This is a genomic window from Sporosarcina jiandibaonis, assembly GCF_013184495.1.
In the GTDB taxonomy this organism is placed as follows: Bacteria; Bacillota; Bacilli; order Bacillales_A; family Planococcaceae; genus Sporosarcina; species Sporosarcina jiandibaonis.
In genome coordinates, this window is sequence record NZ_JAAOIY010000008.1 from 17,261 (window position 1) to 35,016 (window position 17,756).

Consider the following 17,756-nt stretch of genomic DNA (forward strand, 5'->3'; position numbering starts at 1 on the left):
AGAATCTGTCTGGTTTTTTTGCTATAATGGAAGAACGAACATAAATGGTTAGGTGGTTAATAATGGACATCACAACATGGCGTCATGCCTTTAAATTAGATCCCGCTAAAACAATTACAAATGAAGAAATTGAACTTCTTGCAGAATCAGGAACAGACGGAATCATCGTCGGCGGAACTGATGGCGTCACACTGGATAATGTACTGGACTTGCTCGTTCGGATCAGAAGATATTCCGTCCCGCTTGCCCTCGAAGTGTCAACCGTCGAATCAGTTACGCCGGGCTTCGACTATTATTTTATTCCCACAGTGCTAAACTCTACGAAAGCTGAATGGATTAACGGTATCCATCACGAAGCGCTTCGCGAATATGGCCATATGATGGATTGGAACGAAATCATAACAGAAGGCTACTGCATTTTAAATCCAGATTGCAAAGCCGCGCAATTGACGGGTGTCACAAAAGTCCCCGACGAGGAAGATATTATTGCTTATGCGCGAATGACGGAACATCTTTTCAAGCTGCCCGTCTTTTATATGGAATACAGCGGAATGTACGGTGATCCGGAAATCGTCCGGGCTGCAGCGCGAATACTTGAAAACACAAAGTTGTTTTACGGCGGCGGCATTCAAAATGCTCATGATGCCAAGGAAATGGCCGAAATTGCCGACACGGTTATCGTAGGAAACGTAATTTATGAAAATTTCAAAAATGCACTTTCAACAGTCAAAGCTGTTAAATCAGTTTCCATCACTGAATAAGAAGTGTACAATATGAAGAACAAATGTTCCGAAAGGACGATGTAAACAATGAAAACAATTGCAGAGAATTTACTGGCGGGCATGAACCCCGAGCAAATAAAGGCAGTTAAGAAGACAGAAGGGCCGCTACTGATCATGGCGGGCGCCGGTTCGGGGAAAACCCGTGTTTTGACGCACCGAATCGCTTACCTTGTCGTGGAAAAAAGCGTTTATCCATCGAATATATTAGCGATTACCTTTACCAATAAAGCAGCGAGAGAAATGCGGGAAAGAATCGATGGTTTGCTTGGTTCAGGTACGGGCGAGCGAATGTGGGTATCGACGTTCCACTCCATGTGCGTGCGCATATTGCGCCGAAACATTGACCAGCTAGGTTATTCGAAATCCTTTTCGATTTTGGATTCAGCCGATCAACTGACAGTCATAAGAAACGTACTCAAAGAATTAAATTTAGATCCAAAGCAAAATGACGCGAGAATGTTATTGAATACGATAAGCAACGCTAAAAACGAATGCATCGATGCAAAAATGTATCGTGAACAAATGAACAAATTCAATCCTTATGAAAAAACGATTGCTGATGTGTATGACGGCTATTCAAAACGTCTGCGCCAAAATCAATCGCTCGATTTTGACGACTTGATCATGTTGACGATCGAGCTGTTTAAGCGTGTTCCCGATGTATTGGAATTCTACCAAAGCAAATTCCAATACATCCACGTAGATGAGTATCAAGATACGAACAATGCGCAGTATCAACTCGTTAACATGCTCGCGGCTAAGTTTAATAATTTATGTGTCGTCGGCGACTCCGATCAGTCGATATATAGATGGCGCGGCGCGGATATCGGGAACATTCTTTCCTTTGAAAAAGATTATAAAGACGCCGAAGTGATAATGCTTGAACAAAACTACCGTTCAACAAAACGAGTGTTGCAAGCAGCGAACGATGTCATTTCTAATAACCGAACCCGGTATGATAAAAATCTTCACACAGAGAATACGGAAGGCGATCCGATTTATATTTATAAAGCGAGCGATGAGAAAGATGAATCTCAATTTGTCGTTGGAAAAATTCTTGAATTGCAAAAGGAAGAGAATTTAAAACTTGACCAATTTGCAATTTTATACCGAACGAATGCCCAATCACGAGTGATTGAAGAATTTCTCGTAAAATCGAATCTTGATTATACAATTGTCGGAGGCACGAAGTTCTATGATCGAAAAGAGATCAAGGACTTGCTTTCCTACTTGCGATTAATAGCAAATAACGAAGATGACTTAGCGTTAGCGCGAATTATTAATGAACCGAAACGGGGAATCGGGGCGACGTCATTTGAAAAAATGGCGAGCTTTGCAATCATGCATGATCGTTCAATTTTCGACTCCCTTCAAGAGGTGGATTTTATGGGGATTACGCCGCGCACGGCAAACGAAGTGGCAAAGTTTCGAGATATGATCACCGGTTTTACAAAGATGGTTGAATTTCTACCGGTTTCAGAACTTGTTGAAGAAGTTCTTGATAAATCGGGTTATCGTGAAATGCTAAAACGCGAAAAGTCGATTGAGGCAGAAAGCCGACTTGAAAATATTGAAGAATTTCTATCTGTTACGAAATCTTTTGAAGAGCAAGCAGAAAATGATGATAAGTCACTTGTTGCATTTTTGACTGACTTAGCCTTAATAGCGGATATCGATTCGCTTGATGAAGAAGAGAACAAAAATGCCGAGAAAGTCGTCTTAATGACGATGCACGGCGCAAAAGGTCTTGAGTATCCTGTCGTCTTTATTATCGGCATGGAAGAAAATGTATTCCCTCATTCCCGTTCGATGGCGGATGAGGAAGAAATGGAAGAAGAAAGACGTCTTGCTTACGTTGGCATTACACGTGCGGAACAGAAACTATATTTGACTTCGGCGCGTTACCGAACGCTTTACGGGCGTGCAAGTTATAATAATCCATCCCGGTTTATCACGGAAATTTCGGAAGACATTACGGAAGAGCTTTCCGAAAAAAGCGCGTTTTCTATCGGAAGCAACCCGCGAAATCGCATGGCGGCATCAGCTAGACGTGCTGCTGTAACCAGACCTGCTTATCAAGCGAGCGGTGGCGAGAAAATGGGCTGGAGCGTTGGAGACAAAGCGAGCCATAAAGTTTGGGGCACCGGCATGGTTGTCAGCGTGAAAGGATCTGCTGATGATATCGAACTTGATATCGCTTTTCCAAATCCAGTCGGTGTTAAACGATTATTAGCTAAATTTGCTCCGATTGAAAAGGTGTGAATTGCCAAGGAGGAAACGAAATGAAAGACAGAATTGAACTAGAAAAGCGAGTGGAAGAGCTGAATAGCCTCCTCCATAAATACGGTCATGCTTATTATGTACTCGATAAACCGCTCGTTTCCGATGCAATCTATGATGAATATTTTCAAGAATTGCTGAAAATCGAAACTGAAAATCCGGATTTGCGGTTCCCGGATTCGCCCACGCAACGCGTCGGCGGCGAAGTTCTTTCGGGTTTTGGAAAAGTGACTCATGAAAACCCGATGCTTAGCTTATCGAATGCGTTTAATGAAGACGACCTGCGTGATTTCGATCGAAGAGTTCGAGAAGCAACAGGCGCTGGTGTCTCCTATATTTGCGAGTTGAAAATCGACGGCCTCGCGATTTCATTGCGCTACGTTGATGGACGTTTTGTCCAAGGCGCGACTCGGGGCGACGGGACTGTCGGTGAAGATATTACTGCAAACTTGCGAACGATACGGTCGGTTCCGCTTCGCTTGCATGAACCTGTTTCTATTGAAGTTCGCGGTGAAGCATATATGCCTAAAAAATCCTTCGTGAAATTGAACGAATCTCGAGACGAAGCGGGTGAGGAACCGTTTGCGAATCCTCGAAATGCGGCGGCAGGCTCTTTGCGCCAACTCGACACGAAAATTGCCGCAAGTCGAAACCTCGCTATTTTTATTTACGGGATTGGCGGAGACGGCAGCGAATACGGAGTTGACAGTCATTCCGATGCGCTAAATTACGCGGATACGCTTGGGTTTGTTACGAATAAAGAACGTCAGCGCTGTGAATCGATTGACGAAGTGATTGCCTATATCAACAAATGGGCTGATGCGAAATCAGATTTGGATTACGACATTGACGGCATCGTGGTGAAAGTGGACTTATTCGAAGATCAAGAACAGCTTGGGTTCACCGCGCGCAGTCCGCGATGGGCGACTGCTTTTAAGTTTCCGGCAGAAGAAGTGATTACCAAACTGATTGATATCGAGCTCAGCGTTGGGCGTACTGGCGTTGTTACGCCGACAGCAATTCTTGAACCCGTACTCGTCGCCGGTTCGACGGTAGGAAGAGCGACACTTCACAATGAAGATTTAATAACGGAAAAAGATATTCGAATCGGGGATACGGTGGTCATCCGTAAAGCGGGCGATATCATTCCGGAAGTTGTCGCGCCTATGGTAGAAAAGCGGTCGGGGGATGAAGTGCCGTTTGAAATGCCGGAAAACTGTCCTGAATGCGATTCTGAGTTAGTACGGCTTGAAGAAGAAGTTGCACTCCGTTGTGTGAACCCGAAATGTCCTGCGCAAATGAAAGAAGCGATCATTCATTTCGTCTCAAGGAATGCGATGAATATTGAAGGCATTGGTGAACGTGTCGTTGAGCAATTATACTTGGCTGAACTTGTCCGAGATGTATCTGATTTGTATACGTTAACGAGAGAGCAATTGATCGATCTTGAACGGATGGGCGAGAAATCTGTTTCTAATTTATTGACAGCGATTGAAAACTCAAAGAAGAATTCATTGGAAAAAGTTTTATTCGGGCTAGGCATTCGTCATGTCGGGGAAAAGGCGGCACGGATTCTTGCAGAGGAGTTCGGAACGCTCGAAGCGCTGATGAAAGCCGATGCAGAGAAACTAGTGTCCATCCATGAAATTGGCGATAAAGTCGCGGAATCGATCACAACTTATTTTGCCAATGAAGATGTGCTCGAAGTCTTGCGAAAACTTGAGCGTTACGGGGTTAACTTGACATATAAAGGTCAAAGCAGGCAGGATGTCCCGACAGAAGGGCCTTTTGCTGGCAAAACAGTCGTGCTAACGGGGAAACTTTTTGAAATGACCCGAGGAGAAGCAAAAAAAGAAATTGAAGCGCTTGGTGGAAAAGTAACGGGAAGTGTCAGTAAAAATACGGATCTTGTCGTTGCCGGAGAAGCTGCCGGTTCCAAATTGACTCGAGCACAGGAGCTTGAAATCCTAGTTTGGAATGAAGCGCAGCTGATTGAAGCACTTGGTGCAAAGGAGTAAAACCTTATGAGAAGATTTTTATTAATTCCAGGACTTGTCTTGATGCTTTTAGTCGGGGGATGTCTCCCTTCAATAGGCGGTGAAGATGAGGAACTTATCCAGGACACGGAAGAAAGTGTTGAAGAAACGGTAATAATTCCAGATGTCCAATTGAAAGACGACTATTACCAAACCTTATTGCCATTTAAGAAAAGCGCGAGTCGCGGTTTGGTTGCTGAGGACCGGGCCGGAACAAAGTATGACATTAAAGAAGTGGAAGAAGGTTTACTTCGCCTTTCCGCTCAACACTTTGCCCCGAAAGATTATTACTTTCAAGAAGGCCAGTATATTGACGAGAAGACCGCAGCGTCATGGCTAAAAAGAAAAGGTGACGATAAAAGTATAGGCAAGGATGAAGTAGACCCAGGCCTTAATCCCAAACGTCCGCCTAAAGGGACATCGGATGCTGAAATAGCGGAAAAAGCGCCAGATTATCTTTCACATATCGTAGAACAAAACTATCTAGTCATGACAAAGGATAAAAAAGAAGTGAAACTGGGAGGCATATCAATCGGCCTTGCGTTAAAATCCTATTATTACAATATCAGCGGGCATCAGATAGCGGCAATACCGGATAAACAGATTGAAGAGCAGGGCATGTTGATGGCTGAGGAAGTTGTCAAACGTCTTCGCGCTCAGGAAGGACTTGAAGATATCCCGATTGTTGTCGGTCTCTTTAAACAAAACCGCAAATCCTCGATTGTGCCAGGCACCTATTTCGCAACGGCTTTTGCGGATAAAGGAAAAGGATTGACGGGTTGGAAGCGCATCAATGAGAAGTACGTCGTGTTCCCGACGCGGACAAATGATGAAAAATACCGGGATACAAACACGGCTTTTAAAAACTTCAAACAAGCGATTGATGATTATTTTCCGAGTTTCGTCAACGTTATTGGACGTGGATTTCATAAAGAAGGCAAACTGAATTCATTAACCATTGAAATTCCGATTCAATTTTACGGAACTAGCGAAACGATCGGTTTTATTCAATACTTAGTCAGTATAATGCCGAAATATCTTCCGAATGTCCATACTGAAGTGAGCATTACATCGATTAACGGACCAGAAGCGTTGATTATAAAAAAACCTGGTGAAGACGAACCGTTCGTTCATATTTACGGCTATTGACCGTATTCAGTTGAAGCCGACTATTTTTATGTATAAGCAGATTGGTGTTATGATAAAGAGTATTATTGGACCTAAAGGAGGAATTTAAATGACGAAAGTTACAAAAGAAGAATTGCTTGCAGTTGCTGATCGTGCAATGCTTGCCTTGACAGATGAAGAAGCGGATCTTTTTACTGAAGATTTAGCGACATTCATCGGATATGCTGATAAACTAAATGAATTGGATTTGGAGAACGTTGTTCCAATGACGCATGCGCTACAACAAATTAACGTGATGCGCGAAGACGTGGAACGAGATGTTCTGGACCGCGATGAAATGCTGAGAAGCGTGAAAGAACATCAAAATGGCGAAATTAAAGTACCGACAATTCTTTCATAAAAGCCCAAGGAGGAAATCCAATGACATTACTTAATAAGACGACGGCGGAACTTCAGTCGCTGTTACATAATAAAGAAATAACCATTAAAGAACTCACTGAAGAAACATTTGCTCGCGTTGCTAAAACGGATGATAAGGTACAAGCCTTCATTTCTACCAACGAAGAGAAAGCCTTGGAAAGAGCCGAACAGTTGGATAACGAACCGGTTGAAAACCGCGGTCCGCTATTTGGTTTGCCTGTGGGCATCAAAGATAATATTGTAACAAAAGGAATCACTACGACATCTGCAAGTCGTATGCTAGAAGATTTCATCCCTGTATACGATGCAACAGTCGTTGAGAAATTAAACCAAGCCGGTATGGTTTCAATCGGGAAACTGAATCTTGACGAGTTTGCGATGGGTTCAACAACAGAAACATCTGCATTCAAAACAACGTGTAATCCTTGGAACCTTGACCATGTCCCTGGCGGCTCATCAGGCGGTTCTGCAGCAGCTGTTGCAGCAGGTGAAGTTCCTTTTGCATTAGGAACAGACACAGGCGGATCGATTCGCCAACCAGCGGCATTCTGCGGCGTTGTCGGCATGAAACCGACTTATGGACGAGTATCCCGTTATGGACTTATCGCGCTTGCATCCTCATTAGACCAAATCGGCCCGATTACGCGCACGGTTGAAGATAATGCGCTCCTTTTACAAGCAATCGCCGGACATGATGAAAAGGACTCATCCTCTTCTTCGAAAGAAGTGCCTAATTATATCGAACATTTAACAGGCGATATTCGTGGAATCAAAATTGGCGTTCCGAAAGAATATATGGGCGTAGGCGTTGGAGAAGATGCGAAGAATGCAGTACTCGAAGCCCTTAAAGTACTAGAATCACTCGGGGCAGAGTGGGAAGAAGTTTCGCTTCCGCATACAACATATGCACTCCCAGCGTATTATTATATTTCTTCCGCTGAAGCATCATCCAATCTCTCCCGCTATGACGGAGTACATTTTGGATATCGTTCTGAAGATGCAAAAAGTCTCGATGAAATCTACAGAAAGTCACGGGCAGAAAGCTTTGGACGTGACGTGAAACGACGTATTTTATTAGGTACCTATGCGTTAAGTGCCGGACATTACGAGGAATACTATAAAAAAGCGCAGAAAGCACGAATGTTAGTAGCGCAAGACTTTGCAAATGTCTTTTCCAAATACGATGTCATTATAAGTTCTGCAGCCCCGACAACAGCTTATAAAATCGATGGGGAACCAGATGATATCGTCACAAAATACATGGGCGACATTTTGACGACACCTATAAACCTTGCAGGTGTTCCGGCAATTTCTGTCCCTTGCGGATTTTCGAACGGACTTCCGTTAGGCTTGCAAATCATCGGAAATCACTTCGATGAGGCGACAATTTATAAAGTGGCACATGCGTACGAACAAGCAACCGATTTCCATAAACGCACTCCGGCCATATGGGAGGAGAAATAACGATGAATTTTGAAACAATAATCGGACTAGAAGTTCACGTCGAATTAAAAACAAACACAAAAATCTTTTCTTCTGCACCATCCCATTTCGGTGCAGAACCAAATAAAAATATTCACGTAACCGACTTGGCCTATCCTGGCGTTATGCCCGTATTGAATAAATCGGTCGTCGATTTTGGCATGAAAGCTGCGATGGCGCTGAATTGTGACATTGCTGATGTCATGCATTTCGATCGAAAGCATTATTTTTACCCGGATAATCCGAAAGCGTACCAGATTTCTCAAGAAGATCGTCCTATCGGCGTTGGCGGATGGGTTGAAATTGAAGTGGATGGCAAGAAGAAAAAAATCAGATTGAACCGAATCCATCTTGAAGAAGATGCGGGTAAACTGACGCATACGGAACACGGATATTCACTCGTCGATTTGAACCGACAAGGAACACCGCTAATTGAAATCGTTTCAGAAGCGGACATTCGTTCTGCGGACGAGGCATACGCTTTTCTTGAAAAGTTAAAAGCGATTATCGAGTACACAGGCGTGTCAGATTGCCGCATGGAGGAAGGTTCGCTTCGTTGTGACGCTAATATTTCATTGCGTCCAGTCGGTCAGAAAGAATTTGGCACGAAGACGGAACTGAAAAACTTGAACTCCTTTAACTTTGTTAGAAGAGGAATCATTAAAGAAGTGGAACGTCAAGAAAAAATCTTGCTTTCAGGCGGTGTAATTGAGCAAGAAACGCGTCGTTATGACGAATCAACTGGAGACACCGTGCTCATGCGTATCAAAGGGTCAGCGGATGATTACCGTTTCATTAATGATCCGGACTTACCGGAAATTCATATTGATGAGGATTGGAAAGCGCGTATTCGTGCTGAAATTCCAGAACTGCCGGATGCGCGTAAAGATCGTTATATGAATGAACTCGGCCTACCAGCTTATGATGCAATGGTATTGACATTGACGAAAGAAATGTCCGATTTCTATGAAGCGACAGTTGAAGCGGGCGCAGATCCTAAATTGGCCTCTAACTGGTTAATGGGAGAAGTATCTGCATATCTGAATGCTGAACAAAAAGAACTTGCGGAGACTAAACTTACTCCTGAAGGGCTTACCAGCATGATCAAGCTCATCGAAGACGGAACGATTTCTTCTAAAATCGCGAAGAAAGTATTTAAGGAACTGATTGAAAAAGGCGGTATCGCTGATGACATCGTTAAGGCGAAAGGACTTGTCCAAATTTCGGACGAAGGCACACTTCGCAAGATGGTCGCTGAAACGCTCGAAGCAAATCCTCAATCGATCGTCGACTATAAAGACGGTAAAGGCCGCGCGCTAGGCTTCCTAGTAGGGCAAATTATGAAAGCATCTAAAGGACAAGCAAACCCGCAACTTGTCAATAAAATCCTTCTTGAGGAAATTGAGAAACATTAATTTAAACTATACGTCCTATGAATGACTGTACCAGTCGTTCCATAGGACGTTTTTTAGATTCACATCCTTCCAAACGAACCGTGGAAGTTGATTAGCAATTGAGGAAAACGTACAATTGATGGAAGGGAGTGTGTTGTCCATGAAAACTGAAAAACAATATTTCGATGAAGCAATTTCACTCAAATCGTATATGGATCAAATGAAGAGCCACAAAGAAAACTCGCATCGTATTTATGAGCAATTCGAATGCCCGCAAGACGATGAATTTATCGCACTTTTGAAGACGGTAAACCCCGAAATCCTTGTCATTACGGAGGACTGGTGCGGGGACGCAATGATGAACAACGCGATACTTCGAAAAATAGCGGAAGCGGCTGATTTGGATGTTCGTGCAGTCTATCGGGACGAGGATACGACGTTAATCGATCGACACTTAACGAATGGCGGTCGATCGATCCCGAAGTATTTACTACTAGGAAACGATGGAGAAGTCGTGGCAGAATGGGGTCCGCGTGCTAGCCAACTTCAAGACTATATTTTAAAACTCAGGGAGTCATTGCCTTCAAAGGATGCACCTGAATATATTGAAAAACAAAAAGAATTTATTTCTCGAATTACTTCAGAATACACGACGAAACCCGAATATTGGCTGGCTGTTTACGAGGATATTCGTAAGACTTTCATGCCGGTATTGCAAAACGCGTAAACATTAATTTAAATGTATAGAAAGAAAGGGAATACTCGGATGAAACGTGCCCGTATTATATATAATCCCACATCTGGTCGCGAAGTGTTTCGAAAACATCTCGGCGATGTGCTCGAACAGCTTGAAATAGCAGGTTATGAAACTTCTTGTCATGCAACGACGGGAGAAGGCGATGCAACCGAAGCGGCCAAAATAGCAGTAGAACGAGGTTTTGACCTTATTATTTGCGCAGGTGGCGATGGAACGCTCAACGAAGTTGTTGCAGGCGTCAGCCCTTTTGAAAAACGTCCCAAAATCGGACTAATTCCAATGGGAACAACAAACGATTTTTCTCGCGCCTTGCGAATTCCGCGCGATATTGGCGGTGCACTAGATGTCATTCTTAAGGGAGATACCATTCCCGTTGATGTCGGATTAATGAATGATCGCCATTTTATTAACATTGCCGGCGGGGGAAGAATGACTGAGCTTACGTATGATGTGCCGAGCAAGTTGAAAACTGTCCTCGGTCAGCTGGCCTATTATTTAAAAGGAATTGAAATGTTGCCATCGATTAATTCTTCCCATGTAAGAATTGAATATGACGGGGAAGTCTTTGATGATGAAGCGATGATGTTCCTTGTTGGATTAACAAACTCAGTGGGCGGCTTCGAAAAACTTGCGCCTGATTCAAGTTTGAATGATGGTAAATTCACGTTGCTAATTTTAAAGAAATGTAATATTGCTGAATTTATTCGCATTGTTTCGCTGGCCTTGCGCGGTGAACATATTGACGATCCGCTCGTTATTTCAAGCAAAGCGGAAAAAATCGTCGTCACATCTTCAGAAGAAGTTCTCTTGAATTTGGACGGCGAATACGGCGGGGTATTGCCAGCGACCTTTAAAAACTTATACCGCCATATTGAAATGTTTGCGCCATTAGACGAATTGAGAGAACAGGATTTGGTATAAACGTAAAAAGTTGTATGCACAGTCATTAAATGACTTGCATACAACTTTTTTATGTTAAGAAATTTATCGCTTCGTCTTGGTTTCCCGCGAGTTCGGGAATCTGATCTATCGGAACAAATCGATGACAAAATGTCATCCCTTCGTCTTTGCCATTCCCCTTGACAATATGTTCCCATTTCTTGTCATTGTCTCCAATGTAGGAAAGATGGAAAATTGTGCGTTCATAAATCTTGTTTTTATGTTCGGGAAAGTACTTGTTTTTAATTACCTTGCCCTTGAGCTCGAGGTTTTCGCGAGTAATCCCGGTTTCCTCTTCGATTTCACGGTATAGTGCGTCGATGATCAATTCATCACTTTCGATTGTACCGCCTGGAACTTGTATGCCGGCGTCGGGGTTGTCTTTTTGTTGGAAAACGAGAATTTCCCAATCCGGTTCTTCGCCTCTTGTAATATAAGCTAGTACTTTTCTTTTGGTTTTCATTTGCCTTCACCTCTTGGGCTTATTCTTTCATTATACCTAAGATTCATACTATTCTCAAGTGTTTGTTGCTGAATTGTCGGATATTGGTCATAAAAGGTTCACTATTTGAAGTTAATAGCGGAGTTAATGTTGGGTATAGCGGGTATATGATATAGGGAAGAATGACTTTTGAAAGGACGTGCCTGGATGTATAAAAAACATGAAAAACGTCTTATTTGGCTGGTCTTCATTATCGCAGGAATTATGCTCCTCTCAATCGTCGGTCGAATTTTTGGGAGTTGAAGGAGGTAATTTGATTGGGAAATGAAGAAGCTGTATTTTTTTCGCGCGTATTAACGGAAACCACATTATCATTCCACATTATCTACGCAACAATTGGCGTAGGGGTTCCTTTAATGATTATGATCGCCCAATGGGTCGGAATAAAGAAAAATGACGAGCATTATATTTTGCTGGCAAGACGATGGGCAAGAGGATTCATCATTACCGTCGCGGTCGGAGTTGTAACCGGAACTGCAATCGGTTTGCAGTTGTCGTTGTTGTGGCCGAACTTCATGGAGCTTGCAGGAAATGTCATCGCGCTGCCGTTATTTATGGAAACGTTCGCGTTCTTTTTTGAAGCGATTTTCCTTGGCATCTATTTATACACTTGGGATCGGTTTGAAAACCAGAAAAAACATTTGCTTTTGCTTATTCCAGTTGCAATCGGCGCATCCTTTTCAGCTGTTTTTATCACGATGGTAAACGCATTTATGAACGCGCCGCGCGGATTTGACATCGTGAATGGGGAATTAATCAATATTAACCCGCTCGTAGCGATGTTTAACCCGGCAATGCCGACGAAAGTGGCGCATGTTGTTGTGACTGCATATATGACTGCAGCTTTCGTTCTTGCAGCAATCGCTGCTTTTCGTTTATTAAAAGGATCCAATCATGAATATCACAAAAAAGCCCTTTATTTGACGATGAAAATCGGACTAATCTTTGCAATTGCAACGGCTGTCATCGGAGATTTCTCCGGGAAGTATTTAGCTGAATACCAGCCTGAAAAACTTGCCGCGGCTGAATGGCATTTTGAAACTGAAGGAAACGCGCCGCTAATTATGTATGGTGTGCTCGACGATGGAGAAGTGAAATATGCGATAAAGATTCCGTATGCATTAAGTATTCTCGCCCATAGCATACCGTCAGCAGAAGTAATCGGGCTTGATCAGTTTCCTGAAGATGAAATTCCGCCGCTCTATATCCATTACTTATTCGACATCATGGTGACCATCGGCGTGTGGATGGTTTTATTAGCGGCCGTATTCTGGATCGGCACCAAAAGACGTTGGAAAATGGTCACGACAAGATGGTTCCGCTGGTTAATCGTGCTCGGTGGACCGCTATCAATTATCGCGATTGAAGCAGGTTGGTGGCTGGCCGAAGTCGGGCGACAGCCGTGGGTTCTTCGTAAAATCATGCGAACCCAAGATGCTGCGACAACAAGTGGTCATGTAGATACGATGCTTGTCTTGTTCTGTTTGCTTTATCTCATACTTGGTATCGGAAGCGTTGTCATCTTAAGAAGGATGTTCCGAAAAAATCCAGTCGAACAAGAAATCGAAGACCGGAATATGGAGAAGGGCGGTGACATGCTATGAGCCTAGAAATAATCGGCATAACGGTTCTTTGGACATTTCTATTCGGTTATATTCTAATCGGCGCGATTGACTTCGGAGCAGGGTTCTTTAACGCTTATAGTTTGCTCACAGGCAAGAAGCATATTTTAACAAATATCATTCAGCGCTATTTATCGCCGGTATGGGAAGTGACGAACGTTTTCCTCGTCTTCTTTTTCGTCGGGATCATCGGATTCTTTCCGAAAACAGCATTTTATTATGGCACGACGTTATTGGTTCCCGTCAGTATCGGGATTATCTTACTCGCGATTCGGGGTTCGTATTATGCGTTTGAAACGTATGGGTCGCGCGGACATAAGGGCTATTCCTTCATGTATGGCCTTAGCGGGTTATTGCTTCCCGCGTCGTTATCGATTGTCCTGACGATTTCAGAAGGCGGTTTCGTCGAGATGGTGGACGGGAATCCCGTGCTCGATTATTGGTTATTGTTCACGAGTCCTTTGACTTGGTCTATCGTCGTTCTAAGTATTGCGGCGACACTTTATATTTCTGCCGTATTTTTAACGTGGTACGCGAATAAAGCGCGTTACTTCGAAGCGGCAAATCTGTTGCGGAAATATGCGCTCATTTGGGCATTGCCGACAATCATTACAGCAGGCGGCATTATTTTCGAATTAAGAAGACACAACCCGGAGCATTATGCCAATATCCAAAATTTCTGGCCGATGTTTCTAATCTCATTTATCATGTTCATCGGGACGGTCTGGCTATTATGGATCCGTCGTAATTATGGGCTTGCGTTCATCTTGCTGGCAGGGCAATTCATATTTGCCTTCTTCGGATACGGCGCATCACATTACCCGTATTTGCTCTACCCGTACTTGACGATTTACGACAGTTTCACGAATCCAGCGATGGCGATTTCGTTAATTGTCGTGTTCATAATGGGACTCGGATTATTGATTCCGTCCTTGTATTTGCTAATGAGGTTGTTCCTATTTGACAAAGACTATGTCCGCGGAAAAAGTAAGCATCATGCTTAAAGGGGGGAATTTATTGTGCTGAATAACTTTCTAATGTTTTACGCCCCATTCATTGTGCTCATCGGTTCGCTTGTTCTCGCATTTGTCGTGGCTCCGAAGGATGATGCGGTGAGGCGGCAGATTGATGAGGAAGAATAAGTAGGGAGGGGGCAGACGTCGTTATGGCGTCTGTTTTTTTTGAGGGGATAGTTCTTAAGTAATGATTTGCGGATATGTTTGTGAAAAGTGCGGAAATAAATGAGTATCTGACGGATAGCACCGGGAAAGTATCGGATATCGACACTAAATGTGCGAATATCCATCGTAAAGCGTCGGATATATATCGCGATTCATTATCTACGTGTTAAACTATAGGCATATGAATTTTGGAGGAATAGTAATGTCTTTTACTGTAAACAAAAATGATCGCCTCAACGTCTATGTGGAAGATTTAACGCATGATGGATCCGGTGTAGCAAAAGTGGACGGATACCCGCTTTTCATCCCCGGCGTGCTTCCAGGCGAAGAGGCTGAAATACAAGTGATGAAAACAATGAAACGGTACGGTTTCGCGAAGTTGATAAACGTGACGAAAGAGTCGCCAGACCGTGTTGCGCCCCCTTGTCATGTATTTTGGGAATGCGGCGGTTGCCAATTGCAACATTTATCTTACGAAGCACAACTGCGCCAAAAACAAAAAACGGTTCGCGACGTCATGGAACGCATCGGGAAAATTCCGCATGTCCCCGTACATCCAGTCAAAGGCATGGATGACCCTTGGCGCTATCGGAACAAATCCCAAATTCCGTTCAGTGAACGAAACGGGGAAGTAGTTTCGGGTTTTTACCGATCTCGAACCCATCATATCGTCGACACGGATGTCTGCATTATTCAAGGCGAAGAAGCAGACGAAATCATGTCCACCTTGAAACATGAAATGCATGCCATGGGGATTGAAGCATACGATGAGCGAACACACCGCGGCATGCTGCGTCATCTAATTGTCCGAAAAGCGCGTGCAACGGGCGAATTAATGGTCGTGCTTGTGACCCGTTCGAAAAAGTTTCCGCAAAAAGATGCTGCGATAGACCTCATTAAACGCGTCGTTCCCGATGTGACATCAATTATGCAAAACGTCAACAGCGAAAAAACCAACGTTATTTTTGGCAATAAAACACTCTTGCTCTACGGAAAACCATTCATCGTCGATACAATAGGCGATATAAAATTTGAAATATCCGCACGCTCATTTTATCAAGTGAACTCCGAGCAGACAGAAGTGTTATACGGGCAAGCACTCGAATATGCTCAACTAACAGGAACTGAATCTGTCATCGATGCCTATTGCGGGATCGGCACAATTTCACTGTTCCTCGCTCAAAACGCCCAAGAAGTTTACGGCGTCGAAATCGTTCCGCAAGCAATCGAAGATGCCAAACGAAACGCTGAATTGAACGGCATCGACAACGCCCATTTTGAAGCCGGTCCAGCAGAAGAGGTAATTCCTAAGTGGTACGCTGAAGGAAAGCGATTTGACGTACTAGTCGTCGATCCTCCGCGTAAAGGCTGCGACGAGAAATTATTGGACACAATTTTGGAATATAAACCGAAACGCATTGTCTACGTTTCATGTGATCCAGCGACACTTGCGCGAGATTTACGTATTTTGGAAGATGGAGGGTATCTTACGCAGGAAGTGCAGCCGGTGGATATGTTTCCGCAGAGTAGTCATGTAGAGTGTGTGGCTTGGTTGGAATTGGCTTTGTCTAGTTAAAATAAACACCTATTATTTCCGAATGTTATTCAATAAAGTCCCGGGTTTGATCCACTACAAACTCGGGGTTTTCTATGTGGAAAGCCATAGGACTCTGTTAGAACCCCAGTACTAATCCAATAGGGCTTCCGGGTTCGGAATTGAGGGAAACCGGGGAAACAGTCAGGAATTGCGACAGATGATGGGGTCGCGATTCATTATAAGGAACAAGAAATCTTTAAAGTAGTTAGCTCGAACCTTCTGCCAAGGCCTATAGAGATTCTTTTGAAAAGAAGATTATAGAAACAGAACTTCAAACAGAATTTTTAGGAGGGTCTTATTTAACTAAAGGAGAGTGAGAAATGTGGTACTTCTGAATGAGGTCGTCAATAAATTAGATATAGAATTTAACATTAGGTCGTTTGGTAAGGACCCTGCTTTTAGTCGATTTGTTCCTAGTGTCTATGATCCGATTCATTTTGATTGGAAAACTGCTTTTGAACCGGAGTTTACGGATTTGTTTAATGGGCTTATGATCCGAGGTGCTGAAGAGGTAGAACGTATTTTTCTTGCGGTATTTCCTACAGACCATGTTTTGGAACGATTTATCGACGAAAGTAATACAGGGGACTTATTATTTATGCACCACCCACTGCTTATGGAATGTGGAGATCCAAATGGAAAATGGGGCAGGGGTTTTGTCCCAATAAAAGAAGAGTATATAAAAAAAATAAAGGATAAAAAGTTATCTGTTTATACTTGCCATGCCCCTTTAGATTATCACAAACAATTAGGCACGAACGTTTCAATAGCTAAATCTTTAAATGCTAATATTGTTGACGGTTTTATGCAAAATGAAAATGGTGATAGTCTGGTATTAATTTGTAATATTAAAGGAACAAATACTGATGATTTAGAACAGGACTTGAAAGAAATCTTTGAGATTCCTTACGTTGATTTTGAAGGGCAACGTTTAAATCATATCCATACAGTTGCTATTGTAGCTGGTTGTGGAGATAAAGTAGATTGGATTAAAGAAGCAGAAGGAAAAGGTGTTTAAGCATATATTACAGGTGAAATTCATTGCCATATTGATAATAATTATGGGAAAGTAAAATATGAAGAGATGATGGATTATGCCAAGGTCACGTCGATGTCACTCATTGGTGTGTCACATTCTGCATCAGAATATCTTGTGAAAAAACACCTAATAAAAGATTGGTTTGAAGGCAATTTCGGGATAAAATCTATTTTAATTCCACAAGAAAAATGGTGGTTATAGAAAGTTAAGGATTTTCTAATGTGAAAATACTGTACTTAAAGTAATTAAGCTCATGAAGAGTTCATCTATCAGATCAACCGGGTGAAGCGGACTTTCTTATGGGGCCTGAACTCGTATTCTACAGGGAGAATGAATTTGATAGTATTTAATGTCGGGATGTATTTGCGTTTGTCCGAACATGTTGAATTAAACGAAAAAACTTCCTCGCAATGGTTAATCGGGGAAGTTTATTTATATTATTTTGTATAAATAACACCGATTTCCGCTTTATTTGTACCTTCCGTCATATTAAACTTCAACATCAAGTGACCTTCGTTATCAAAAGAAGCAAAAAATGGATTTTCTTCTTTAGTAATCTCAACATCAATTCGAACAGGTTCATCGTCTTTAAATTCA

Annotated in this window: 14 protein-coding genes and 1 pseudogene; 14 read left to right on the forward strand and 1 reads right to left on the reverse strand. The window is 42.9% G+C overall.

The genetic code is table 11. The annotated features are described in order from the left end of the window. The first annotated feature begins 62 nt into the window (after positions 1-62). From pcrB to G8782_RS16550, 9 genes are all read left to right on the forward strand, one after another. The gene (gene pcrB, locus G8782_RS16510; RefSeq protein ID WP_172373235.1) at positions 63-761 is read left to right on the forward strand and encodes a heptaprenylglyceryl phosphate synthase; all 699 of its coding nucleotides are present in this window, start codon (positions 63-65) and stop codon (positions 759-761) included. A gap of 48 nt (positions 762-809) precedes the next feature. Beyond that, positions 810-3,044 carry a DNA helicase PcrA gene (pcrA, locus tag G8782_RS16515; protein WP_172373237.1) on the forward strand — a complete coding sequence of 745 codons (2,235 nt, stop codon included), beginning with the start codon at positions 810-812 and terminating at the stop codon, positions 3,042-3,044. A gap of 20 nt (positions 3,045-3,064) precedes the next feature. Beyond that, positions 3,065-5,080 (forward strand): NAD-dependent DNA ligase LigA, encoded by a 2,016-nt coding sequence (gene ligA, locus G8782_RS16520; RefSeq protein WP_172373239.1) that lies wholly within the window; start codon positions 3,065-3,067, stop codon positions 5,078-5,080. 6 nt (positions 5,081-5,086) lie between these two features. Beyond that, entirely contained in the window at positions 5,087-6,247 is a 1,161-nt protein-coding gene (locus G8782_RS16525; protein WP_172373241.1) for a CamS family sex pheromone protein, read from the forward strand. An 88-nt stretch (positions 6,248-6,335) separates the two neighbouring features. After that, positions 6,336-6,626, forward strand: a complete 291-nt coding sequence (gene gatC / locus G8782_RS16530) for an Asp-tRNA(Asn)/Glu-tRNA(Gln) amidotransferase subunit GatC (protein ID WP_172373243.1) — start codon at positions 6,336-6,338, stop codon at positions 6,624-6,626. A 20-nt stretch (positions 6,627-6,646) separates the two neighbouring features. Continuing rightward, positions 6,647-8,110 carry an Asp-tRNA(Asn)/Glu-tRNA(Gln) amidotransferase subunit GatA gene (gene gatA, locus G8782_RS16535; RefSeq protein ID WP_172373245.1) on the forward strand — a complete coding sequence of 488 codons (1,464 nt, stop codon included), beginning with the start codon at positions 6,647-6,649 and terminating at the stop codon, positions 8,108-8,110. A gap of 2 nt (positions 8,111-8,112) precedes the next feature. Beyond that, positions 8,113-9,543, forward strand: coding sequence for an Asp-tRNA(Asn)/Glu-tRNA(Gln) amidotransferase subunit GatB (gatB, locus tag G8782_RS16540; RefSeq protein WP_172373247.1), 1,431 nt, complete (start codon positions 8,113-8,115; stop codon positions 9,541-9,543). Between the two features lie 139 nt (positions 9,544-9,682). Further along, complete coding sequence (locus tag G8782_RS16545; protein ID WP_172373249.1) at positions 9,683-10,249, forward strand: thioredoxin family protein; 567 nt, start codon at positions 9,683-9,685, stop codon at positions 10,247-10,249. A gap of 39 nt (positions 10,250-10,288) precedes the next feature. Continuing rightward, positions 10,289-11,200: a diacylglycerol kinase gene (locus tag G8782_RS16550; protein WP_172373251.1), complete on the forward strand. Its 912-nt coding sequence runs from the start codon at positions 10,289-10,291 to the stop codon at positions 11,198-11,200. A gap of 49 nt (positions 11,201-11,249) precedes the next feature. On the opposite strand, the gene G8782_RS16555 is transcribed toward G8782_RS16550, so the two are convergent. Next, positions 11,250-11,681: an NUDIX hydrolase gene (locus G8782_RS16555; RefSeq protein WP_172373253.1), complete on the reverse strand. Its 432-nt coding sequence runs from the start codon at positions 11,679-11,681 to the stop codon at positions 11,250-11,252. A 296-nt stretch (positions 11,682-11,977) separates the two neighbouring features. On the opposite strand from G8782_RS16555, the gene G8782_RS16560 reads away from it, so the two are divergent. From G8782_RS16560 to G8782_RS16575, 5 genes and pseudogenes are all read left to right on the forward strand, one after another. Then, positions 11,978-13,324 (forward strand): cytochrome ubiquinol oxidase subunit I, encoded by a 1,347-nt coding sequence (locus G8782_RS16560; RefSeq protein WP_172373255.1) that lies wholly within the window; start codon positions 11,978-11,980, stop codon positions 13,322-13,324. Then, entirely contained in the window at positions 13,321-14,346 is a 1,026-nt protein-coding gene (locus tag G8782_RS16565) for a cytochrome d ubiquinol oxidase subunit II (RefSeq protein ID WP_172373257.1), read from the forward strand. Before G8782_RS16560 ends, G8782_RS16565 begins: the two co-directional genes overlap by 4 nt. Positions 14,347-14,364: 18 nt before the next feature. Further along, positions 14,365-14,484, forward strand: a complete 120-nt coding sequence (cydS, locus tag G8782_RS18635) for a cytochrome bd oxidase small subunit CydS family protein (RefSeq protein WP_425505500.1) — start codon at positions 14,365-14,367, stop codon at positions 14,482-14,484. Positions 14,485-14,725: 241 nt separating this feature from the next. Further along, a complete protein-coding gene (gene rlmD, locus G8782_RS16570) occupies positions 14,726-16,099 on the forward strand; it encodes a 23S rRNA (uracil(1939)-C(5))-methyltransferase RlmD (protein ID WP_172373259.1) in 1,374 nt (457 codons plus the stop codon). Between the two features lie 343 nt (positions 16,100-16,442). Continuing rightward, positions 16,443-17,360 (forward strand): annotated as a pseudogene (locus tag G8782_RS16575) (Nif3-like dinuclear metal center hexameric protein). Positions 17,361-17,756: the final 396 nt, after the last annotated feature.